This window comes from Arthrobacter sp. Soil761 (genome assembly GCF_001428325.1).
GTDB lineage: Bacteria > Actinomycetota > Actinomycetes > Actinomycetales > Micrococcaceae > Arthrobacter.
The window spans coordinates 248,358-270,269 of the sequence record NZ_LMSF01000031.1; the positions used below are offsets into that span (position 1 = coordinate 248,358).

The 21,912-nt window shown below is 61.5% G+C and carries 20 protein-coding genes and 1 pseudogene; 6 read left to right on the top strand and 15 right to left on the bottom strand.

The window, feature by feature from the left end; genetic code table 11:
• Nucleotides 1-960: 960 nt before the first annotated feature.
• Together ASG79_RS21410 and ASG79_RS21415 are read left to right on the top strand one after the other, a co-directional pair.
• Nucleotides 961-1,236 (top strand): hypothetical protein, encoded by a 276-nt coding sequence (locus tag ASG79_RS21410; RefSeq protein ID WP_056393943.1) that lies wholly within the window; start codon nt 961-963, stop codon nt 1,234-1,236.
• A gap of 173 nt (nt 1,237-1,409) precedes the next feature.
• Complete coding sequence (locus ASG79_RS21415) at nt 1,410-2,168, top strand: SDR family NAD(P)-dependent oxidoreductase (protein WP_056393946.1); 759 nt, start codon at nt 1,410-1,412, stop codon at nt 2,166-2,168.
• 391 nt (nt 2,169-2,559) lie between these two features.
• On the opposite strand, the gene ppgK is transcribed toward ASG79_RS21415, so the two are convergent.
• The 12 genes from ppgK to ASG79_RS21475 all read right to left on the bottom strand — a co-directional run bounded on the left by ppgK (nt 2,560) and on the right by ASG79_RS21475 (nt 16,992).
• Nucleotides 2,560-3,366: a polyphosphate--glucose phosphotransferase gene (ppgK, locus tag ASG79_RS21420; RefSeq protein ID WP_056393948.1), complete on the bottom strand. Its 807-nt coding sequence runs from the start codon at nt 3,364-3,366 to the stop codon at nt 2,560-2,562.
• A gap of 181 nt (nt 3,367-3,547) precedes the next feature.
• Nucleotides 3,548-4,549 carry a sugar phosphate isomerase/epimerase family protein gene (locus ASG79_RS21425; RefSeq protein ID WP_056393951.1) on the bottom strand — a complete coding sequence of 334 codons (1,002 nt, stop codon included), beginning with the start codon at nt 4,547-4,549 and terminating at the stop codon, nt 3,548-3,550.
• A 29-nt stretch (nt 4,550-4,578) separates the two neighbouring features.
• On the bottom strand, nt 4,579-5,751 hold the full coding sequence (locus ASG79_RS21430; protein ID WP_056394027.1) for a Gfo/Idh/MocA family protein: 1,173 nt from the start codon (nt 5,749-5,751) through the stop codon (nt 4,579-4,581).
• A 143-nt stretch (nt 5,752-5,894) separates the two neighbouring features.
• The gene (locus ASG79_RS21435) at nt 5,895-6,173 is read right to left on the bottom strand and encodes a hypothetical protein (RefSeq protein ID WP_056393952.1); all 279 of its coding nucleotides are present in this window, start codon (nt 6,171-6,173) and stop codon (nt 5,895-5,897) included.
• Between the two features lie 241 nt (nt 6,174-6,414).
• Complete coding sequence (locus ASG79_RS21440; RefSeq protein ID WP_082581881.1) at nt 6,415-7,335, bottom strand: alpha/beta hydrolase; 921 nt, start codon at nt 7,333-7,335, stop codon at nt 6,415-6,417.
• Between the two features lie 569 nt (nt 7,336-7,904).
• Nucleotides 7,905-8,648 (bottom strand): sugar phosphate isomerase/epimerase family protein, encoded by a 744-nt coding sequence (locus tag ASG79_RS21445; RefSeq protein WP_056393955.1) that lies wholly within the window; start codon nt 8,646-8,648, stop codon nt 7,905-7,907.
• 43 nt (nt 8,649-8,691) lie between these two features.
• A complete protein-coding gene (locus ASG79_RS21450) occupies nt 8,692-9,576 on the bottom strand; it encodes a carbohydrate ABC transporter permease (RefSeq protein ID WP_056393956.1) in 885 nt (294 codons plus the stop codon).
• Entirely contained in the window at nt 9,576-10,535 is a 960-nt protein-coding gene (locus ASG79_RS21455) for a carbohydrate ABC transporter permease (RefSeq protein ID WP_056393958.1), read from the bottom strand. Before ASG79_RS21455 ends, ASG79_RS21450 begins: the two co-directional genes overlap by 1 nt.
• A gap of 9 nt (nt 10,536-10,544) precedes the next feature.
• Complete coding sequence (locus ASG79_RS21460; RefSeq protein WP_056393960.1) at nt 10,545-11,873, bottom strand: ABC transporter substrate-binding protein; 1,329 nt, start codon at nt 11,871-11,873, stop codon at nt 10,545-10,547.
• Between the two features lie 67 nt (nt 11,874-11,940).
• A complete protein-coding gene (locus ASG79_RS21465) occupies nt 11,941-12,729 on the bottom strand; it encodes a hypothetical protein (RefSeq protein ID WP_056393962.1) in 789 nt (262 codons plus the stop codon).
• Nucleotides 12,726-13,808, bottom strand: a complete 1,083-nt coding sequence (locus ASG79_RS21470) for a Gfo/Idh/MocA family protein (RefSeq protein WP_056393964.1) — start codon at nt 13,806-13,808, stop codon at nt 12,726-12,728. Before ASG79_RS21470 ends, ASG79_RS21465 begins: the two co-directional genes overlap by 4 nt.
• Nucleotides 13,809-14,325: 517 nt before the next feature.
• Complete coding sequence (locus ASG79_RS21475) at nt 14,326-16,992, bottom strand: GH116 family glycosyl-hydrolase (protein WP_082581882.1); 2,667 nt, start codon at nt 16,990-16,992, stop codon at nt 14,326-14,328.
• A 190-nt stretch (nt 16,993-17,182) separates the two neighbouring features.
• Here ASG79_RS21475 and ASG79_RS21480 point away from each other — a divergent pair, with 190 nt between their 5' ends.
• Together ASG79_RS21480 and ASG79_RS21485 are read left to right on the top strand one after the other, a co-directional pair.
• Nucleotides 17,183-17,863 (top strand): TetR/AcrR family transcriptional regulator, encoded by a 681-nt coding sequence (locus ASG79_RS21480; RefSeq protein WP_082581883.1) that lies wholly within the window; start codon nt 17,183-17,185, stop codon nt 17,861-17,863.
• Nucleotides 17,864-18,006: 143 nt separating this feature from the next.
• Entirely contained in the window at nt 18,007-18,432 is a 426-nt protein-coding gene (locus tag ASG79_RS21485; protein WP_056393970.1) for a Dabb family protein, read from the top strand.
• A 442-nt stretch (nt 18,433-18,874) separates the two neighbouring features.
• Here the strand turns inward: ASG79_RS21485 and ASG79_RS21490 are convergent, their stop codons facing one another.
• A complete protein-coding gene (locus tag ASG79_RS21490; protein ID WP_056393972.1) occupies nt 18,875-19,186 on the bottom strand; it encodes a 4a-hydroxytetrahydrobiopterin dehydratase in 312 nt (103 codons plus the stop codon).
• A gap of 384 nt (nt 19,187-19,570) precedes the next feature.
• Here ASG79_RS21490 and ASG79_RS21495 point away from each other — a divergent pair, with 384 nt between their 5' ends.
• Both ASG79_RS21495 and ASG79_RS21500 read left to right on the top strand, forming a co-directional pair.
• Complete coding sequence (locus ASG79_RS21495; RefSeq protein WP_235509898.1) at nt 19,571-19,777, top strand: hypothetical protein; 207 nt, start codon at nt 19,571-19,573, stop codon at nt 19,775-19,777.
• Nucleotides 19,774-20,142, top strand: coding sequence for a type II toxin-antitoxin system death-on-curing family toxin (locus ASG79_RS21500; RefSeq protein WP_056393974.1), 369 nt, complete (start codon nt 19,774-19,776; stop codon nt 20,140-20,142). The genes ASG79_RS21495 and ASG79_RS21500 overlap by 4 nt, the downstream gene beginning before the upstream one ends.
• 710 nt (nt 20,143-20,852) lie before the next feature.
• Here ASG79_RS21500 and ASG79_RS24250 read toward each other — a convergent pair.
• Nucleotides 20,853-20,948 (bottom strand): annotated as a pseudogene (locus tag ASG79_RS24250) (recombinase family protein); the annotation flags it as partial.
• Nucleotides 20,949-21,510: 562 nt separating this feature from the next.
• The coding region (locus ASG79_RS21505; protein ID WP_156400259.1) for an aldehyde dehydrogenase family protein at nt 21,511-21,912 on the bottom strand (402 nt) is incomplete at its 5' end.

The window sequence follows — 21,912 nt, forward strand, 5'->3', positions numbered from 1 at the left end:
GTCAGCGTGGGGCATCCGCCATGGCCAGCAGATGTTCGAGGGATGGATACTTCCAGCGCACGTATTGGACTGGTATGCCCACGCGCTCGGCCACGAGGCTGTGTGTCAGCCCGCGTCCTTCCATGTCGCTGTTGATTTCCCTCACGCACTGAGCAAGAGCTGCCGTCCTGCGTGCATCGCGTTCCCGTATTACTTCAGCGGGGTCTCTGCGAGGCTTTTGCTTCTGCTGCCGACGCCAATGGGGTCTGGTCATCCTGCCACGTCCGGAAAGAGAGAACGCTCGTAGCCGGCTGGCTGAACGGGAACAAAATGCGGCGTGGCAGACGCAGGTACGATCTGCGACGGCGCGGTGTGGCGGAGGCCGGCAGTGGGCTTTTCCCCTCGTTTCATGGCCATCATCTCCGTTGATGCAAGGTCTTGCAGCAGCAAACCTAGAGTAATAACTTGAACGTGACGTTCATCAGATGAACATTTCCATTGTGGCCCTCGTTATCCTTCATTGCAAGGCCGGAGCGCCCGAAATCTTCCCAGCAGAACGGAATCAAGACATGCCCGGATACTCCCGTACTCCACGGCTCCGTCGCACACCCCCGCTCCCCTCGCCGGTCCCGGACTGGTCGAAGTTGTCCCGCGGGGATGTGGTGCAAGTGCTCCCCAGGAATGGCCTGAGTACGGTTGGGCAAATTGACATGCTCGCCCTGGATCGAAGTGTTTTCTGGATCATCCAAGAGGGAGGGCGCGGCCGGCTGCTGGTCTGCAGCGCCGACAAGCCAAGGGTTGTCGTAATGGCCCGAGGGGACAGCGAGAAGTAGAAAATCTTTTACCGCACTGCATTGCACCGCTGGGGTGAGGTATGCCACACTAATGTCACGTTCAATTTACGAACGCTACGTTCAAAAAGTTCTGCCGAGCTCTGGGACGGGGTTGTCCTGCAGCCGCCACAAGGAAGGAAAACTGATCATGTCGATCTCCATCGGCCACCGCGCTATTTTCGCCGCTTTCGGCCACCGTTACGCAGCCCCGTCACACGCCCATGTGACCTCCGTCCAGGCACCGTCGCCCGCAGCGGAAGTCACGGCCTTCGAGGCTGTCCCCTTCGAGGCAGGGGAGCTGAAGTGCTCACCGTGGGAGGGGCTTTACCTCGACCAGGCACGTCCGTTCACCGCAAGCGGCGATGAAGCATTTCCCCGCCGCCAGCTTGACGCGTTCCTCACCAACCTGATGTACGGCGAGTAAGTCATGTCCGTCATGCTCTACGCTGAGCCGGCGGGTGAGCGCGTTCAGTCATTGGCCGAGGCCACTCAAGATGCAGATGAGTGCGATACCGGAAGCTGCTTCTTTTGCAGTAGCCCGGAAACGGACTGATTCGCTGGCAGCAGACCGACCACCTAAACAGATTGAGCAGAAACATGGAGCTTGAGGGCAAGACAGCTCTGGTGACCGGCGGCGGTCAAGGGATCGGCCGTGGAATCGTAGACTGTTTCCTGCAAGAGGGGGCCCAGGTGGCCGTAGTCCAGCGCAAGCCCCTCGACCCTGACCTCCAAGCCCATCCCTCAGTACTCGCCATCCAAGCGGACCTGGTGGACACACGCATCCTTTCCTCCGTCGTCAACCAAGCCGTGGACCGCTTCGGCGGCCTCAACGTCCTGGTCAATAATGCCGGCACCATGTTCGAGCGCGGCGTCTCCGACATCCTGCCGGAGGAGTGGGACATGATGATGGCACTGAATCTGCGGACCCCACTGTTCCTTGCCCAGGCCGTGCTGCCGTTCATGCGACAGGCGGGAGGCGGAAGCATCATCAACATCGGCTCAATCGAAGGTCTCGCCGCCAATCCAGAGCACGCAGCATACGCCGCCTCCAAAGCCGGCATCCACGGCATGACCAAGGCCCTCGCCGTGGACCTGGGTCCGGACAACATCAGGTGCAACGCCATCGCACCAGGATGGATCACCTCGGAACTGAGCGAAAACTACCTGCAGTCCCAATCGGATCCCGCCGCCGCGCGCAACGCGCTGCATCGGCTGCACCCCGCGGGCCGCTTGGGCGAGCCCAGAGACGTCGGCGAACTCGCAGTTTTCCTGGCCAGTCACCGCTCGGGTTTCCTGACCGGTGAAGTCATCACGCTCGACGGCGGGCGCACAGCCAAACTACCGCTCCCCTTCTAAGCCCCACCAGGCCAACGACCGGATAGACGTCCAAGCCCGTCACCGCGGCGCCCTGTGCCATCGGGGATCCCTGCGCCTTCTGCCTGGGCGCTTTCGCCAGGGACTCAAGTTCACCAGGCGGCGGGATTGGCGGGCACGCCAATGACTAGGTAAGCCATGCCAAGTGCTTGTGCTGGCCTGCTGTTCGGATGCATTACCCGACGTCTTTCCAGTGCTGGTCTGTCCATAAAGAAGTCGACCCGCCCGGCTTGGAGATTACGCACAAAGATTGTCCTTGGGTACGGGCGTCGGCTGAGCCCAGCCTCTCAGCGGCCACGGCTGGATTGCCCCATTTCCGGAGCCCAAAACGGGCCGCCCCCGTGTTGGGTTGGGGCGTACTTCAACCTGCACGTTACAACGGGGACCTTGATGGCGGTTCGGCAATTGCATCCGGGTGAAGAGCAGCTATCTGAAGGGCGGCGCCGATGATGCCCGCGTCGTTCCTTAGTTTGGCCGGCACGATCGGGGCATTCAGTTTCAGCCTGGGAAGGTACTCATCGGCGCAAGCCGAGATCCCGCCGCCCACTATGAACAAGTCGGGGGAGAAGAGGAATTCAATGTGAGAGAAGTAGCGCTGCAGGATCACGCTGTATTGCTCCCAGTTCAGGTTGTATCTCTCGCGGGCGACGGCCGATGCCTTGGTTTCCGCGACAATCCCGCCGACCTCGAGGTGGCCCAGTTCAGAGTTGGGTACCAGTTTTCCATCGAATACGAATGCCGAACCGATCCCTGTTCCCAGCGTGATTGCCAGGACTTTGCCATTCACACCTTTGCCAGCACCAAATTTCACCTCAGCCAAGCCAACAGCGTCCGCGTCATTGATGACCTCAACACTTCGATCAAAACGGTCTGTGAAGAGGGCTTGAATATTGAAGCCAACCCACGACGGGTCCAGATTCGCAGCGGAGCGGGCAACGCCATGCTGGACGATCCCGGGGTAAGTAATCCCTACCGGTGCACCCACCGATTGCGCTTCCATTCGCTGCTCCAGTTCCCGGACTACTTCTGCAACAGCGTCAGCGACGGCCTGGGGAGTGCGTTGACTTGGGGTCGCGATATGGACCCTGTCTCCTTCAAGGCGGCCAGTGGTGAGGTCAGTGACGCCGCCCTTGATGCCGGTGCCGCCGATGTCGATACCCATCATCGAAAGTGAGGTCATGCCGATGTTTGCTCCTCTGTTAGCTGTTTTATGAATCTTCCGGTTCTGACGTTTGCGTGGCAGCGAACCCGGGCAGGAGCGATCGCAAACGGGCTTCCGGACGAGCAGCGGCGACGTGCGTGCTTTCAGGGTCGGTGACCACACCGCTTGTTACATCGGCCGTCAGCAGTTCCTGCAACCGTTAGCCGTTGCTGTTGAAGGCGGCGTCGAAGCTGGTTTGGGAGGAGGGGAAGTCGTATTTTTTGAGGTTGGCGAGGGCTTCGGGGGCGCCGTGGAGTCGGTCCATGCCGGCGTCTTCCCATTCGATGCTGATGGGGCCGTTGTAGCCGATGGCGGTGAGGGCGCGGAAGGAGGCTTCCCAGGGGACGTCGCCGCGTCCGGCGGAGACGAAGTCCCAGCCGCGGCGGGGGTCGCCCCAGGGCAGGTGGGAGCCCAGGACGGTGTTTCGGCCGGTTTGGCGGATCTTGGTGTCTTTGCAGTCCACGTGGTAGATCCGGTCTTTGAAGTCCCAGATGAAGGAGACGGGGTCGATGCCTTGCCACATCATGTGGGAGGGGTCCCAGTTCAGGCCGAAGGCTTCGCGGTGGCCGATGGCTTCGAGGGTGCGGTGCGTGGTCCAGTAGTCGTAGGCGATTTCGGAGGGGTGGACTTCGTGAGCGAAGCGGACGCCTTGTTCGTCGAAGACGTCCAGGATAGGGTTCCAGCGGTCGGCGAAGTCCTGGTAGCCGGCGTCGACGACCTGTTCGGGGACGGGCGGGAACATGGCGACGTATTGCCAGATGGCGGAGCCGGTGAAGCCGACGACGGTGTCCACGCCGAGTGCTTTGGCGAGCCGTGCGGTGTGTTTCATTTCCTCGGCGGCGCGTTGGCGGACGCCTTCGGGGTCGCCGTCGCCCCAGACCTTTGACCCGACGATGGCTTCGTGGCGGAAGTCGATGGGGTCATCGCAGACGGCCTGGCCCTTGAGGTGGTTGGAGATGGCCCAGACCTTGAGGTTGTACTTGTCCAGGATCTCGAGTTTGGAGTCGATGTAGCCGGGTTCGTCCCAGCGCCAGGCGTCCAGGTGGTCCCCGGAGACGGCGATTTCCAGGCCGTCGTAGCCCCAGCCGGAGGCCAGGCGCGCGACTTCTTCGAAGGGCAGGTCGGCCCACTGGCCGGTAAACAAGGTGAAGGGGCGGGGCATGGTGGGGCTCCTTGGTTGGTGGCGGGTGGCTAGTGGCGCACGACGGTGAGGGTGCTTTTGTTGGCCGCGGATTCCTCCACGGCGTCCAGGACGTATTGGACGTTCAGTCCTTCTTCGAACGACGGCGACGGCGGGGTCCCGGCATCGATGGCGGCCAGGAAGTCCCGGACCTGGTGGGTGAAGGTGTGTTCCCAGCCGATCACATGTCCTTGCGGCCACCACGCCTCCAGGTAGGGGTGCTCGGGTTCGTTGACCAGGATCCGGCGGAACCCCTGCTCACGGACCGGAGCTGTTGCGTCCAGGAAGCGAAGTTCGTTGAGGTTTTCCAGGTCGAAGGTCAGGGCGCCTTTCGTGCCGTATACCTCGATCTGGAGGCTGTTCTTATGGCCCGTCGCCACACGGGATGCTTCGACGGAGGCGCCGATGTTTCCAGTAAGCCAGAAGGTTGCCCACGCGGCGTCGTCCACGGTGACGTCCTCCAGGCCGTCCGGGCCCGGCCGCTGGGTGACGAACGTCTTCAACACCCCGGAGGCCTCAAGGATGCTTTCCCCGGTAAGGAACTGGATCTGGTCGATGGCGTGGGAGGCGATGTCGCCCAGGGCGCCGGACCCGGCGGTTTTCTTCCGGAGCCGCCAGGTCATGGGGGCCTGGGCGTCGGCGAGCCAGTCCTGGAGGTAGGCTGCGCGGACGTGCCGGACGGTGCCCAGGCGGCCTTCGGCGATCAGTTCCCTGGCCAGGGCCAGGGCCGGGACGCGCCGGTAATTGAAGCCGATCATCGACTGCACTCCCCGGGCGCGGGCCTTGGCGGCCGCTGCGGTCATGAGTTCGGCCTCGGCCAGGGTGTTCGCCAGGGGCTTCTCCACCAGCACGTGCTTGCCTGCCTCCAGCGCTGCGATGGCGATCTCGGCATGCATCCAGCCCGGCGCGCAGATATCCACGATGTCGATGTCATCCCGGGTGATCACCGTCTGCCAGTCCGTAGCCGACTCCGCCCAGCCATACCTGGCCGCGGCCTCGGCCACGGCGCCCGCGTCCCGGCCCACGAGCACCTTCTGTTCGAATGCCGGAACATCGAAGAAGCAGCCCACGTTCCGCCACGCGTTCGAGTGCGCCTTGCCCATGAAGGCGTAACCGATCATCGCAACCCCAAAGGTACGTCGGCTTTCGAGCGGGAGTTCAGCGAGGCCTGAGCGAGACGGCATGGTGCCTCCAACGTCGGTACCGATCAGCGGCGTGTTCTTGTGTGACTTCTCGTCCAAAAGACTTCCTTTCGATGCAGGAGCGTGGAGATAGGGGAGGCCGGCAGGGCGACAGTGTGCGCGGAATCGGTGCCGATCTGGTTGTGTCAGTGGCGCTTTTCATGGATGGTGCCGCAGGGCACGCTCGGATCAATCTGGACGGTGTACAAGTCGACGTCTTGCTGCGTGACGAGGATGCCGTGCCTGTGTTCGAACGCGGCAGGTATCAGTTGGTCGACGGCTTCGTTGATTTTCTGGTCCCGGCTCTGTGTGTCGTCCTCCGTCGTGACCTGAACAGAAAGCGAGAGCGGTTGATGACCAAACAGGTCGCTGGGTGTGATGAGGCTGTCCTCGTCGGTGGGCGGCCGTTGGGTGTCGTGGAACATGTGCCCTCCTGGGCTGGTGAATAAGCTGGCAGGGGAATGGACGAACAGATCATCTGCCTTGAGTTCGGGCCTAGGACCCCTTGGCGCCGGCAGACGATCCAGCCTCAGGATGACTGCCATTGCGCGCAGGCCGTTTTGGTGACGCTCAATCGTGGCGAGAACTCACAGGCAGGCTGATCTCTAGGACGGGCCGGAGCCCGGGATGGCTCATCAGTCAACATGGAGAGGGGACCTGGGGTGGTCACCGCGTTGAGGTCTCCGTGCTCGCCGACGAGCTATCGGCAGATCGACCGTAAGCCCACGGTGAGGTAAGCCACTCAATCATGCGATTGATGCTGCGCTGGGCACCGATCGTCGTCGGTTCGTTGAGGTGTCCGTGCTCTGTTCCGTGTTCCGTGACGGTTAACAAGTCCACGCCCGCGCTAGCGAGTTCGGCGGCAAAGGCGTCGCCGGATGCGCGGATGGTGTCCACGTCCGAGTTGAGGATGAACGTGGGTGGGAAGCCGGAGAGATCATGCCCACCAGGGAACGCGTAAGGGTCGCCCAACTGCTTGGGGGCGCCGTTCACATAGTTCAAAGTCAGCCCTGCGACGCCTTCCGGTGTTAGGGGGATGCCAGGGGCCGGTGTTAGTTCGGCGAGCTTTGCCTTCAGTTCGCTGCGGAACTGCGGCAATTGAGGGTGCAGGAGAGGGTAGGCCAGTAGCAGCCTGGAGGGCATGACGAGGCTCTGATCGCGCAAACGCAGAGTCAATCCTGCTGTGAGGGTCCCCCCTGCGCTTGCTCCACCCAGTGCCCAGCCGGCGGGACTCTGCGAATGCAGTTCTGTGTTCGCCCAAGCGAGGACAGCCTCTATCTCGTCGACCGCTGCGGGGTAGTAGGCGTTACCGGCGCCCGGTTCGGCGCCGAGGTCGAGGGCCCACTGAGGGACCGGAGCGAGTCGGTAATCTACTGCGACGACGGAAATCCCGGCCTCGGCCAGGCTGGTGGCGACCCAGTCGCTCTCGGCCATGTCGAGGTCGCCGTAAATGTAAGATCCCCCGTGGCACCACACCACGCCGACCGGCTCGGCGCGGGACGTCGATGGTGTATAGATGCGGATCGGGATTTCCCCGTGCGGCCCTTGGAGTTGTCGGTTCTCGATGTGGACGGTGTGGTCTGTCATGGTCTATTCCTTTCTGGGCGCGGGCGGGGGGCGCACTGCGCGGATCCGGACGGTTGTACGCCTGGACTTGAGCACGCGCAAGAACATGCTTCCGAAACCAGCACTTTTATAAGGCGAGTCGGATATAGGTTCCTGGCAGATTTTCTGCAATGCGCCTGGTCGACGCTCCGGCGTGCATCAACCACAACAGGGATCCATCGCTCGTAACGTCATCCACCCGGCCGTGGTCAATCAGCCGCCCATTCCTGAAAATTTCAACGTCTTGATTCTTGAGTGTTATCCAGTCGTCGACAGGCTTCCATGGGGCAGGCACGTAGGTTGTCTTTGACTGGGAATCAGGCAACGTATGTCCTTGATCTGCGCGGAGGAGGTCCACCGAAGCGTCTGCTCGATTGCCGTGCGTCGAAGTAACGTACTCTGGCGCGCCGGAAGCTGGACTGCGTACTGCCCGTGAACGCATATCCGGCTCTCGGGGCTCATCGGTGCTGGGAATGTATTGAGTTGCTTCTAGACGGTTCCCACGGGCCCTGTGTGGCCGAGGTGCGGGAGGCGGGCCAGGGCAATAGCGGTCATGCGCCCGGTTCTTCGACGCTGGACAGGTATGCCAGGGACCTGCTGATCCCCTCAAAGAGGTCCCCCGAGTAGTCATCAAATTCGACTACACCTGTTTCCAGTGATGTGGCTGCCCGGAGGATGGCCGGGACGTCCATTGCTCCCTCGCCGGCAGGGAGCTGGGCCGTCGTGTCGATACTGATCGGGCCGTCCTTGATATGGATGAACTTCACCCGGTCACCGAGCCGTGTCAGCAGATCAGCGGCATCTTGCCCGGCCACAGCCGCCCAATATGTATCGACTTCCAGAACAACTTCGGGCTTCAGCTTGCTGGCGAAGTACTCGAGGGCCGTGTTGCCGTCGATGGTGCTCTCCAGTTCCCAGGCATGGTTGTGGTACCCAACGCGGATGCCGTACTTGGCCCCTTTCCGGGCCGCAACGTTAAGTTTCTCCGCTGTGGCCAGGATGCTTTCTGGGTCCTGCCAGTGTTCTGCCGGCAGGAACGGATCGATAACTGTCGTGATGCCGAGTTCCCTCGCCGCGGCGAAGATCTCATCCTGGTCCTGGCTTAAAAGCGGGGCGTGGCCGGAAGGAGCCGTGAGGCCGTTTTCCTTCAACGCGGCGCTGAGCTCTTTGACTGTAGCCACGAAGTTGTACGGTTCCACTTTCTTGAAGCCGATAGCAGCGACTTTCCTGATGGTGCCAGGCAAGTCTTTCTGGAGGGAATCGCGAAGCGTGTACAGCTGGAGGGAGTAGGACATGTTTTCCTTTGACGATTTTCTTGCGTCGAGCTTGTCGCGTGTGTCAGCGTCCGGCGAGGGACCCGCCGATTCCGCCGACGCTGAAGTACCTGTTCAGGGTGGCGAAGACGATGATTGGCGGGACCATCATCACGACGGCCAGGGCCATGACTGAACTCCAGTCGGTAAGGTTCTGCTGGAAAAATGACTGGACACCCAGTGGCAGGGTGATGATCTCGGTTGATCGAAGGAACACGATGGCCACGAGGTAGTCGTTCCAGGCGAGCAGGAAGGAAAAGATCGCTGTGGAGAGCACTCCTGGCAGGGAGTTGCGCAGCACGACCTGGGTAAAGGACCCGAAGACCGAGCAGCCATCGATCCAGGCTGCTTCCTCCAGGCTCATCGGAATGGAGTCGAAGTACGCGGCCATCATCCATGTCGCCACGGTCATCGTGGACCCCACATAGATGATGGTCAGGCCCAGAAGGTTGTCCACCAGCCCCAGCCCGGCGAACAGGATGAACAGCGGTACCACGGAGGTGATGATCGGCAGGGACTGCATGACAAACAGGAGCAGCGAGTAGCCGGAGACTGCCTTGCTCCTGCCGCGGGAGAGGACATAGCCGGCCGGTGCCGCCACGGCGACTGATACAACGACCGTCGCCAACGTGGTGATCAAACTGTTCTGCAACCACGTGGTGGCGAGCGTTTTGGAGAAGATGTAGCCGAAGTTCTCCAGAGTAAGGCCTGTGGCAGTACTAGTCCGTCCTGGTGTCAGTGACAGAACTATCGTGACCATGATGGGGATAAGGACGATGGCAGTGAGCAGGAGAACCAGGACGAACCTCCACCAGCGACCGCGTGTACCGGCCTCAGAAAGCACCGGCGGTTTGCTGCTGGCTCGCGGAAGCCGGCCAGCTTCGGCGGGTGTATGCAGTACTGCATTCATTATTCGACGCTCGACTTTCGGATCTGGCGGTAGAGAATGACCGACACCACCACGAGGGTGAGAGTCATGAGGAAGGCGATAGCCACGCCCGGGCCCGTCTGGAAGTTTTGAAAGACGGTGCGGTAAGCCAAAACCACCAGGGAAGTAGTCGCATCGACGGGACCGCCGCCGGTGAGGAGGTAGATGGTGGGGAAGTCATTGACACAAAAGATCGTCATGAGGATCCAGCTGATGTAGGTCGAGCGGGAGATCAGCGGGAGCGTGATCTGGCTGAACTGCTGCCACCGGTTGGCGCCATCCATGTTGGCAGCTTCGTAGACCGAAGTGTCCACGGATGCCAGGGCCGAGGAGGTCATCATCATCATGAACGGAAAACTGACCCACACCTTGAAGATCATGACGGTGACGGCGGCCAAGGTAGGGTCGGCCAGAAATAAGGGGCTACCCAGGCCGAGGCTACGGAACAGCGCAGGGACAGGACTGTCGGGCGTCGCCACCAGCCAGTTCCAGGCGGCCGCGGAGACCACGATCGGCACTACCCAGGGCAGGAGCAGCAGCACCTTGAAAACTCCGTTGGCCGGGATCTTGGTACGCAACAGCAGGGCCAGTCCCATTCCGACCAGCCAGGAGCCGAAGACTCCGACGACGGTGAACAGCACGGTGAATCGGGCGGCCTTCCAGAACGCCGACGACGAGAGCACACTTGCAAAGTTCTCCCCACCGATGAACTTGCCGGTTTCGATCAGGGAACCGTCATGTGTGGCTTGCACTCCGGCATAAATGAGGGGGTAGGCATAGATGAGGACCAGGAGGACCACCGAGGGCAACAATAGCCAAAAGAAGGTCCGGCGGGTTTGGGTACTGAGCTTGCTCTTGCGGTTTCCCGGCGTGCCGGGCCCGCCGGGGGCGACGCCCCGGCGGGCCCGGTCCAGGCCGATGCGGGCAGTGGATGAGGACACGTTTCAGCCTTACTTTTTCATTACTGATTCGATGCCGGACTGCAGGTCCCGCAGGGCGGTCTTCGCATCGGTCTTGCCGCCAAGTACCGTCTGCGTGAACTGGCCAAGGAACTGTCCACCTTCAACGGCTGCCAGGGATGCGAAGAGCCTGGTGCCTTGGGCGCTGAACGTCTTGGAGATCGGCTGCCAGTCTTTGATGATCTTGACGTTGTTGGCATCCTTCTGGAACTCGGGAAGCTCTGTGATGGATTTGAACACCGGCATGGCTCCCACCACGCCCTGCTTCCACAGTTCCTTCAGCTGGCCCAGGTAGTAGATGAGGAATGCCTCAGAAGACTCCTGCGACGGGGTGTTCTTGTACATCATGATGTTGTTGCCATATGTGAGGGTCGCTTTGTCACCGTGCGGGCCCGTCAGCGGGTCCGCGACCAGGATGTCACCCGTGGTGTCCCCGGCGCGCGCTGTAAGGCCAGGAGAGTGGGTGCCGAAGGCGATCTTTTTGTCCTTCCACTGGCTGGTGAGGCTGTCCTCGTTGTAGCTCACCGCGGCCGGGTCGACGATGCCGTTGGAGACGAGTTCGCGGATGAACTCCACGGTCTCGACGTTTCGGTCATTGAGGGCATCCGGCTGGCCGTCCTTGGTAAACAAGCCGCCGCCGTTGTTGAGCAGCATCTGGACCACGGACTGGACTCCGATGTTGTTTCCCGCGCCGGCGCCGGTACCGAAGGCGAACGCCCCGATTGTTTTGAGTTTCTTGCCGGCTTCCAGCAGTGTGGGCCAGTCCTTGGGAAGTTCAGCTCCGGCCTGCTCGAAGAGTGACTTGCGGTACCAGAAGACGCGCGGGTCCAGCTGCCAGGGGATGGCGATGTAGCCCTTGTCGGACTCAAAGGGTTCGAGGACGCCGGGAAGGAAGTCATCGAACATGCCGTTCTTTTTGAGTTCCTCGACAACTTTGTCGGCGTAGGCGATCTGGTTCTGCTCTTCGAACTGGAACGCCTGGAATCCGGCGCCGGTGGATACTGCAGGCCCCGTCTTGGACGCGATGGCCGAAGAAAAGGTCTGGTAGTAGTTGTTCCACGGGATTTGCTGATATGCCGCCTTGGCTTTTCCGCCTTCAGGTGCATACGATTCCGTGATTTTCTTGGCTGCATCCGTGTACGCGGCTGGACCCCATGGCATGTCCCAGAACTTCACGGTGCCCCCGGCGCCCGAACCTCCGCCCTGGGAGGATCCTGCGCCGCAGGCGGCAAGAAGCGGAACTGCGGCAGCTGCCGCGGTGAGTCCAAGGAAGCCGCGGCGTGAGACTGATGTGGCGGTAGTGCTGTTGGGATTCGTCATTGTTCTTTCCTTTTCTGACCTGGTGTCCCGGGCCTTGCTCTTCGTTGAGATGGATAAATTGGATCTGCTAGGGATATGCGATCGCGGTTCGGAATTCCGCGAGGTCCGGTGCAGTGGAACCGTTGGCAGCCAGTGCTGCCAGGCGTTTCCACGTTGCGCGGTGGGATGACTCGTAGATAGTTGGAGAGGTCAGTGCACCGTGCGGGTCTGTTCTCTTCAGCGTTGCCGGGCGGGCGGTGTCAGGAGCCGGGATCGAGAGGTCGACGCAACCGTTCCTGGTGAGCATCCGGACACGCACGTCGTTGTTCAAAGCGTTTGAGATTACGGCCACTATGGTCACCGGCGTCCCTGATGGGGTGAGGGTGGCAGCAATGGCAAACCCTTTTTTGTTGGTGCGGAGAGTGCGAACGTCATCCAGGTGTCCCAGAAGCCTCCCGGCCAGCACCAGGAGTTCGGCCCTCACCTGCTCAATGGGGATGCCGTTGCGTATGTAGGCAGTTACTTCAACGAGGGCGCTGTCAGGCGCCGCCTGTTTGTAGGCCTCCGCTGCCTGGGCTACCGCAGGGTTGGAAGCCCAGCGGAAGTCCAGCACCACGGGCACCGACTTGCTGGCCGCCAGTCGTTCAAGGGACTGCGTGTCGCCCGGCTCCGGCGCGATCACCGCGACCCCGGCCGCACCCTTCGTGATGGTTTCGGCGGCTCGCTCCGCCCAACCGTTCGTGCCGGACACGCCCTGCAGCGCCGCCGTATCCGCCTGTCCCGGTGCGAGGGACATGGGCAGGGACGCAATGACAGACGCGACCGCGCCAGTCTGAGACGCCCCGTTGTCCGCATAGACGTCGAATGTGGTTCTCATGCTGCGGCCTCTTGTCGTTTCAGTGCTGCCGACGCCGCCGCGTCGGCTGTTGCGAGTGCAAATTGCAGGTCCTGGATAAGAGTGTCGGCGCTCGGAGGATTGACTTCGCCCCGTGCCAGGAGCGCAAGGAACTGCCATTCCCCCTCGTAACCGTTGGCGTCAAAGGGGCCAAAGACCTGGGTCTTCTCGCCGTCGGATATTTCGGCTACGGCGGATCCGGCCTGCACATAGGAGGGCGTAAAAGTCACCTTCAGGGATTGCGTGTCACTGATCGCCTCGAAGGTCCATTCAGGTTCCCAGCTGTCGGACATGACGGCCTGCAGATCGATGGTCCGGCCACCGGCCTGGACGAGGATTAGGTACCCGAACGGCTCCAGGGCCTCTGCGCGAAGTACCTCGAGATCAGTGAACGACGGGACGAAGCGGCGCACCAGCGGAAGATCGTGGATCGCCAGACCCATCACTCCTCCGCGGATCGCGGCCTCCAAGACCGCTGGATCGCGAAGGTCAGGAGCCGCCGAAGTGGCCGGCCGGGCAACGACCTCCGTGGCGAAATCCTCAAATCGGGGATTTGGAGGCAACACGATAGATGACCGCAAGGTGTGCGCTGTCTCGGCCAAGTCGCCCCAGGCTTCAACCGCTGCTGCCCACCCCGGGTCAAAAGCGTGCATCGCGCCCACAATGATCGGCACACCGGTCTCGGCAGAAACGTCCGAGATCCGGGCCGCTTCTTCACCGCTCATGGCAAACGGCTTTTCACACAGGATCGCGCGCTTGCCGGCCCGGCACGCGGCGATGACCTGCTCCGCGTGGAACTGGTGCGGGCTGCAGATCACCACGACTTCGACCTCAGCGTCAGCCAGCAGCGCTTCGACGCTGGTGGAAAAGCGTGCGCCTACACGTCCGGCAACTGATTCAGCAATGCCCTCGTCAACGTCCATCACATGGGCGACAAAGAATGTTCGGGTGAGCCTGGCCAGAGTGGGTAGGTGAATTGCCTGCGTCACTGGGCCTGCTCCCAGTATTCCGACGCCTAAAAGCGCAGGTGCTGTTGTCTCCTGCTGTTCGACAGCGGACATGTGCATCTCCTCATTGATCTGAACACTTGCGTCACCCGGCGTGGGCTAGGCCACTCGAAAACGAACTGGTCGATTACTTTTCACCAAATATAAACAGGTGTTCTGAATTTGGCAAGAGCGCGACGGAGCTTGGTACGGAGGGATGTAACAGGTGGTCGTCAGCTTCACTCAAGAGCCCGGACCGTAAAGGTCGTCCAGCGGTCCCGGCAAGCCGTCGATGCCGCCGCATGAAAATTGTCCCGACATGGGGGCGGGCAGGCCCCGTGAGTCACATGCCCGAGGAAGTTGGCGTGATGGAAGCAGGGATGCCTGAAGGAATACTCGTCACTGCGACGCTCGTACGTTCATGCCAGGTCGAACTAAGGCATGAACGGCTTTTCGATACTGGCCGATGAAGTGCCGGCATACCGCATCCGACGGTGGCCCGAACCTTTGACTCACGGACGGGATGAGAACGCAGGGTCTCGGCCCCGACCCTGCGTTCTCAGTTTGGTGCACGCCCGTTAGGTCTGCGCTGTCACTGGCGGCGGGCCGACGCGTACGTGTCCCAGGCGGCCAGGGCTCGCACGTAGTAGGCCGCCCGGTAGGTGGTGGTGTCGTAGCCGTTCCACGCCTCGGGGGTATTGAAGGCGTAGGCGCCGCCGGCGGCCGCGGTGGGGCTGTATATCTGGTGCACCAGACCCTCCGCGAGCTCGTTTCCATCGGCGACCAAGTCGGGTCGTCCGAGTCGGTGGCCTTCCCGGATGAGCGTTCCGGCGACCTCGAAGTTCGTTCCAGTCCACACCTCTGCCGCTTGGAAACCGACTTCCCTGGGCCGGTTGGGCAGGAATGGGTAGGGCTTGCCCCCGCTCGGGACGAGGTTCGGCGCTCCGAGCGTATGCCCTGTGGAGTCCTTCACCTGCGTGAGAAGGTCAAAGGTGTTCGTCAGGTGCGCGGCCACGCGTTCGGGCGGATTGATGTCGGGCAGCGCGAGCTGCTCGGCCACATGCTGAGGCCACAGCACGTCGACGAAGACGTCGGAGGATCTGGCGCCTGCATCGGTGAACTTGTAGTAGCTCCCGGTCCAGAACGCGGCCTCGTACGCGGCCTGGGAACTGGCCCGCGTGTGATTGAGGGCGTCGACATTGAGCGCCGAGGCTTCGGAGATCCCGAGCCGTTTAGCGTCCTGAGTAGCGGCTGCCATGATCTCTGTGGCCAGGATGTACAGGCCGGAGTTGTAGACCCCGTGCACTCCGCCGGATTGCCCCATCACGTCATAGGTGCTGGCGAAGACGGCCGGCTCCGTGGGAAGCGTGTCTCCCTGCGGTATCCGGGGTTGGACGTCGTGCGTCCATGCACGCAGCATCGCCGGATATGTCTCGCGCAACAGAGAATCGTTGCCCGAGCTGCGATACGCGCCGTACGTGCGGAGGAGGTACTTGACCGGACGGTCGAAGAAGGTATCTTCGGGTGCGGCTGGGCCGGTAGATTTCTCCCACAGCAGCCACGGCGCGCTCAGCTGCCACCAGATATAGCCGTCGATCGGCGGATTGAAGCCCGGGCTGCCGGGCACCCGGCCGTTGGGGTCTTGGGCAATCATCTCGGACGTCGCGCGGACAGAGTCGGCTTCGATGGAGGGAAACAGCTCACGCAGGGCAATCGCCATCTGACCCTGGACGTCGACCTCCCCGGCGTCGGCCCAGCCACCGCCCGTGAGCGTGTGAAACAGGTGGGTGCCAGGGACTGCCGCGCCTACCCGGGGTACGTCGCTCTGGTGTGGAGTGGAGACGAGGCCGGATTCCCAGAAGGAGCCGTTGAACGTGAGCTGATTGAGTTCGTTCAGCGCGGCCATGCGGACCGCGGGCGACACCGTGTCATCGAGCGCTACCGGCTTCCACCAGCGTTCCACCGCTTCCTTTGCCTCGTCCACGCGTGCGAGGTTCCGCGCAGCGATGGCAAAGCCCTGGTTGCCGGGATAACTGCCCGGGACATAGTTGTTTTGCGCGTCTTCACGCGCTCCGTAGAAGGAGGTGTAGCGCCGCATCCAGGATGTGTCGCCCGCAGTACCGAAAGTGATCTGGGGGAAGTCCCAGGCCAGGACGAAGTGAACGGTTTGCGTTTTATGGGCCGGCAGGTTCATCTCAACTGCGAGGGCGCTGGCGGAGTTGCTGCCGTCGAGGGCCGAGTTGGGGAGACTGCCGGTTGCACTGAAGGGGGTGTAGATGTCAGAGCCGTCGCCGTCGGCGTTCCAGGATGTTGCGTAGGTGACTCGCTGTCCGGGTTCACTTCGCACAGCAGTGGTCCACTCGCTGTTCTGCGAGTCTGCGGTGTTAGCGGGGCTGGAAGCCCCCAGTGTGATACCGGTGATTTTGTTACTGTGATCCTCGGTCTCGCGGCTGGTGTAGCCGGTGCGGACACTGGGAACGGAGCTGGGGGTGTTCTGTACTGTGCTGCCCACGTGTGCTGGAGCATTGGGGAAGGTGAACATGGTCGACACGTTCGTCGGCTTGCTCGTTTCGTTCGTGAGTTCCACATCGAAGTAGGCCACGGGCTGGGATGAGGATTCGTCGTTGCCGGCCACGATTGGTGTCCAGAACGTTGTTGACACGGATGTGGAGGGTACGGGGTCGGCGTAGTCGATGCGGCCGAAGGGGTAGAGCGCGCTGTATGTCCCGCTCCCAGCGTCCAGGGTCGACCAGGCAGGGAGGACGGACCCGAACTCGGAGCTGTTGACGGCGAGCGTCTTGGTCGTGGCAGTTTGGCCTGGCTGCTGTTCACGAATGTGTATCGCGGCCTGGGGCAGGATGCGCTTCTCGTAGTTCGTGTTTGTGGACCCGCCCATGTTCCATGGACCGAAGGTCCCGGCCTGATTGATCATGAAAGAACCTGCTCCGAGTCCCCCGAGCGGAATCCCGAGGCCGGGCTGAGCCATGGGGTTGCCGAGCTGGAACGGCGAGGTATTGGGTTCGGAGGTATCGCCTGCACAGCGTTGCCAGTCGTGAGTGCTGCATGGGGTGCTCCCGATGAGTCCAAGAGGTCGCTGGTATGCGGCTTCACCCAGGGCAGAGGGCTCCGCCGGTTGCGCGGTGGGTGCCAGCGGTGGCGACGCGACGGCTGGTGCGATGGCCGTGGCTGCTATGCCGGCTGCGACGGCAACGCCGGTTAGGCGTCGGGTGTGGCCTTTAAACAAGGTTGGTTTTTTCATCGGGCTGTTATCTCGTGCTGTTCGAGAGCGGACATGTACATCTCCTCATTGATCTGAACACCTGTCTCACTGGATGTGCGCGTGGCCATCCAAAAGAAACCGAGCGATTCGGTTTCGCCAAACATAAACAGGTGTTCCTGATTTGGCAAGAGGGCCATAGGATGGGATACCGAGGAAGGGAAGAGGTGGCATGTCAGCTTCACTCACGAGCCGAGGCCCGTATAAAAAAGGGGTGCTGCGGCGCCAGGAAATCGTCGATGCGGCTGCACGCATATTCGCCAGGCATGGGTATCACGCGGGCTCATTGCGTCACATAGCCGAGGAAGTTGGCGTGACCGGAGCGGCTCTGATCCGCTACTTCGGCAGCAAAGAAGGGCTGCTGATAGCGGTTTTGCGCCACTGGCAGAAAGAGTCGTCCCGCTGGCAGGGACCCCATACAGGTCTTGAACACATCCGGGCCCTGATTCCGCTCATGCGCTACCACACGACGCACCGGGGGTTCATTGAACTTTTCCTGACCCTAAGCACTGAGGCCTCAAATCCGGAACATCCCGCCCGCGACTTTATCGTCAAGCGTTACGAAGATTCGCTCCACGGATTCAATCGGCACTTAAGCATTGCCAGGGACGCCGGCGACATCCTGCCGCTTCCTGACGATGCAATCGATCTGGAGTCGCGCTCTTTGATCGCACTGATGGACGGGATGGAGCTCCAGTGGCTGCTCAATCCCGACCTCGACCTCGTAACCAACTTCCAGGCGCAGGTGAACATCACAATTTCCCGCTGGACCGGAAAGAGCATCGAGGAAGTCACACTTGAGACAGAGAAATGGCTGGAACGGGCCGACTCCTCACGGGCTGCCGCGCCCTGAAGCGCCCCGCTGAGGACCACACGGCATAGAGGGCTGGAACGGCGCCCTGCCTGGCCCGCTCGGTCTCGGCAGCCCTGGCTTCACTAACCCAGACAGGGAAGGAACGCCGTTCCCGCCTAAGAAAACAGAGGAACAGGGCGCACATGACGGATGACGCCGAAAATGAACGCGAAATATCGCTGACACGGCCTGACTATGGCCCGGGGATTGTCCGGCACATCGTGCTGTTCCGTTACCGTGACGACATCGACGGCAAGGACTTACAAGAAATCGAGCAAAAGTTCCACGAGATACAAACATCCAAGCGGGATGGGCGCCCCTACATCCTGAGTATCGAGTCCGGGGCACAAAACAGCCCCGAAGGATTAGGGCAGGGATTCCATCAGGCCTACATAGTGTCTTTCGCGTCGCAGGGTGATCGGAACTATTACGTCGGTGAACCATTGATCACTGACCCGGCACTGTATGACCCGATGCACCACGCTTTCAAATCCTTCATCACGAACTACATCAGCGGTCAGGAGAGTAGTGTCCTCGTCTTCGACCTTCACGTTCAAGCGCCGCAGTGAAGCCGTTGTTGGTCAACCAGCCACCGGCGACGAAGCACGCTAGGGCGGGTACTTGTCGTTAGATATCCCCGGCCTATTTGAAAGGCCGATAATGGTGATTCTGTCAGTCTTCTGAGGCGGGGAACTGGCAGTCTTAGCGCTGCCCTAAGGCTGCCCAGCGCAGGAGTCACATTTTCATCATTCGTGGCTGCCTGCGTGCTAAGTGGCCATCATTACGGCTACAGCAGGTTGAAAAATACACGCCGGGAAGGGCGGGAACGTCCGGTGACAGCATATGAGCGAGCAGGGCGGGGGTGGCTCCGGGACTGCCAGGAATTGGGCACCCGCGTGTACGGCGGCGTCGGCGTGTTCGGCCGCGAGGATGGGGCCGGCACCGACCGAGACTCTTGGCGTGTCCGTTTAGCGCCTCGACGATCCGTTCGCCCTGTGCCCGAGGGCGGACTCACTCCGCGGGGGCGACCCCGAGGTCCGCGGCGTGGCCGCTGATGGTGCGGGCGAGGTCGATGTCGCGGCTGGTGATCCCGCCGACGTCGTGGCTCGAGAGCGTGACGCCGACCTCGGGGTAGGTGAGCGTGAGGTCGGGGTGGTGGTTGGCCTCATCGGCGGAGGCGCCGATGCGGTTCACGAGCTCCAGGCCGGTGGAGAACTTCCGGGTCCTGAAGGTGGCGGCGAGGGCCTCGCCGGTCACGCGCCAGCCGGTGAGCCCGGCCTCGGCGAGCTCGGCGGTGGACAGCTTCCGTTGGGGATCTGTCATGGTGCCATCATGGCTCCGGATGGCCGCCTTGGGCTACCCCTGGAGGCGGCACGCCTCCATGGGTGATGGCAGGCGCCGGCGACTGAGGGCAAACGTCGGCACTGCCCGGGGATGACGTTGTCACGCCTTGGGAGGTGAGAGAAAAGGCCCAGTCGTGATGCCAGACGCGTCCTTCTCCGAGCCTCTCCGCCCACCAAATTCGAAGGCCGATAACGGCCGTTCGGTAAGTCTGACTAGACTCTTCGGATTCAGGCGACTGGCCGACTGAGAGAGACAGCCAGCAAGACTTTATGCCTGCGGCCTCGGCCCCTTGAGCTCGGGAGTCGAATCAAAGGCGGGTGCGGATTGCTGAAGGTGTCAGTACCGCTTTGGTACCATATGGGCATGGCTATGAATCTTCGTGTCCCTGAAGACCTCAATCGACGGCTGGAGAAGTTGGCTGCCGAGGAACACACGTCCAAGTCCGCGCTGCTGTTGCAGGGGGCAGAATTGGTTCTGCAGCGCCACGCGCGCCGACGCGAAATCAGCGAGGGCCTTGATTTTGTTATGAGTCATGACGCTGAGTTGCTGAAGCGTCTTGAGGACGCGTGACAGCGTATCTGGACATTGAGGATGCACTTCAGGTAGTTGATCGCTACGGCTTCCATATCCGTGATGTCGGGTTGTTGGCCTCGGCGTTGGCCAGGCCGGCTACGACTGTCATGGGCGCGGAGGCTTATCCCGAACTGGCGGTGAAGGCGGCCGCGTTGTTGGAGTCGGTCGCACGGTTCCATCCGCTCATTGATGGGAACAAACGGACCGCGTGGACGCTCATGGTGCTGTTGCTGTGGATCAACGGTTACCGGCATGGCTTCACCACGGATGAGGGCTTCGACCTCGTCGTCGGAGTCGCCGCGGGCACTATCGACTTGTTGGACTCTGCCGCTCAGATTTCCAGGCATTTGGTGCCCCGGTAGCCCTTGATCCCCTGAAAATGGGGTGTGGACAATGTCCACACATTTCGTCTCGTACTGCCTCGTACAGCTGCCGGACTTCTTCGAATTCCGCATGTTTTCGCGGGAGCCGAGTGTTTGCAAGGCCTGGAATACAGTTCGAGTCCCACCTCGGGCACAGCAGATCCCCTCGTCGGAGGGGCTTTTTGCTTTACGTGTGGACATGGCGTGTGGTGCCGCCCCTCTGACGGCTGGGTCGCGGGCTGTGGGCCTGGCTGCCGCGGAGCCTTTTCAGGTGTGTGGGGTAGCGGATTCAAGGCCCTGGCTGGTTGGCCTTCCGCCTGCTGTCGTGCGGGTCTGCGGTTCCTCGTTCCGGTTATGTTGGTGGGTTGGCCGTGGTGGCGTACATCTATTCATGCCGCGGGGGAGTGGGACAACATGACCTTTACGCACCTGCTCTCCTGTGCTGCCGCAGGCCGGTCTGAAGGACCGGTAGAAAGGGTGGCCCGCGTGCTTTTGTCTTGTCAAACGGAATGTGTACAGTGTCCACACCTATATCTGCTTTTCGAGGACGAAGTTATTGAGCTTGCGTAATCCCTGACAGTTCTGATCACTGCACATGCCGTCCAGCTCATGAACAGCTATGGCCTTAGTTCGCAGAGCCTTTGATTATTGCGAACCGAGTCAGAGGACCTGCCGGCACTCAGCGTGATTGTCGTTGTCAGGCCGAGCCTGTCCACGCGACAGACCCCGGCCGCGACAAGCGCGTCGAGCTGCAGCTGCGCGTCCTGGCTGGATGAACTGACCCGTGTATAGCCAAGGTGTCTCACGTTGCCACTGTGGCTCGAAAAGGCCTCTTGAAGGCACTGCTAAGACCTCCCTCGCTGAGACGACTTAGCGAGACGTCAGGAAACACGGTATGACGCAGAACCCTATTCCTTTGATTGGCCGTAAAGGGGTGTCTTGGAAGGCTTTTGCTTTTCGAGACACATGAGAGATGAGAGGTTGGTTCTCCAGCGAAACCGGTGTCGGAGGGATCCGACAAGCAGTTTCTCGCGGCCGAAGTCTATTGTTCAGCTCGGGCTGTTCGGGACTAGGCGCCAGATGCGGTGGGTTTCGGTGTGGAGCAGCCGCCGTTCCCCGATCTTTGGCCGGCGAATCCATAGAACACCGAGCTCGGGCGCTGTTATTTCAACATATGCCGGATCCGGGCAGTGGAGATCGTCGGAGATAGCGACTGCGTCGCCCGGCTGAAGGGATGACCAGTCGGTGACTTCCTGATGGGTTCGGTGATGGGATTTTGACATGTTCATCCTTTGCAGAGGCAGATGTGAATGGATAACCCGCCCCTGATCGGTGGTGGCCAGACGCGGGCTATCCAGAAGGGAAAATTTAGCCGTTGATTACCTGGGGGACGCCGAGGTGTTTGAGTCCTTCAGCACCGAATTCGAGGCCGTAGCCGGATTGTTTTGCGCCGCCGAAGGGGATGCGTGGGTCGACGGCGCCGTGTTTGTTGATCCAGACGGTGCCGGCTTGGATGCGGGCGGCGACGTTGCGGGCTGTTGCCGGGTCTGAGGACCAGACGGAGGCGCCGAGTCCGACGTCGAGGGCGTTTGCTTTCTGGATTGCTTCGTCGATGGTGCTGTAGCGGATGATGGGCAGGGCGGGGCCGAATTGTTCTTCGGCGACGAGTGGGTTGTTGTTGTCGATGTCGGCCACGAGGGTGGTGGGGTAGAAGTAGCCGGGCTGGTCAGTGTCCGGGTTTCCGCCGAGGAGGACGCGGGCTCCGGAGGC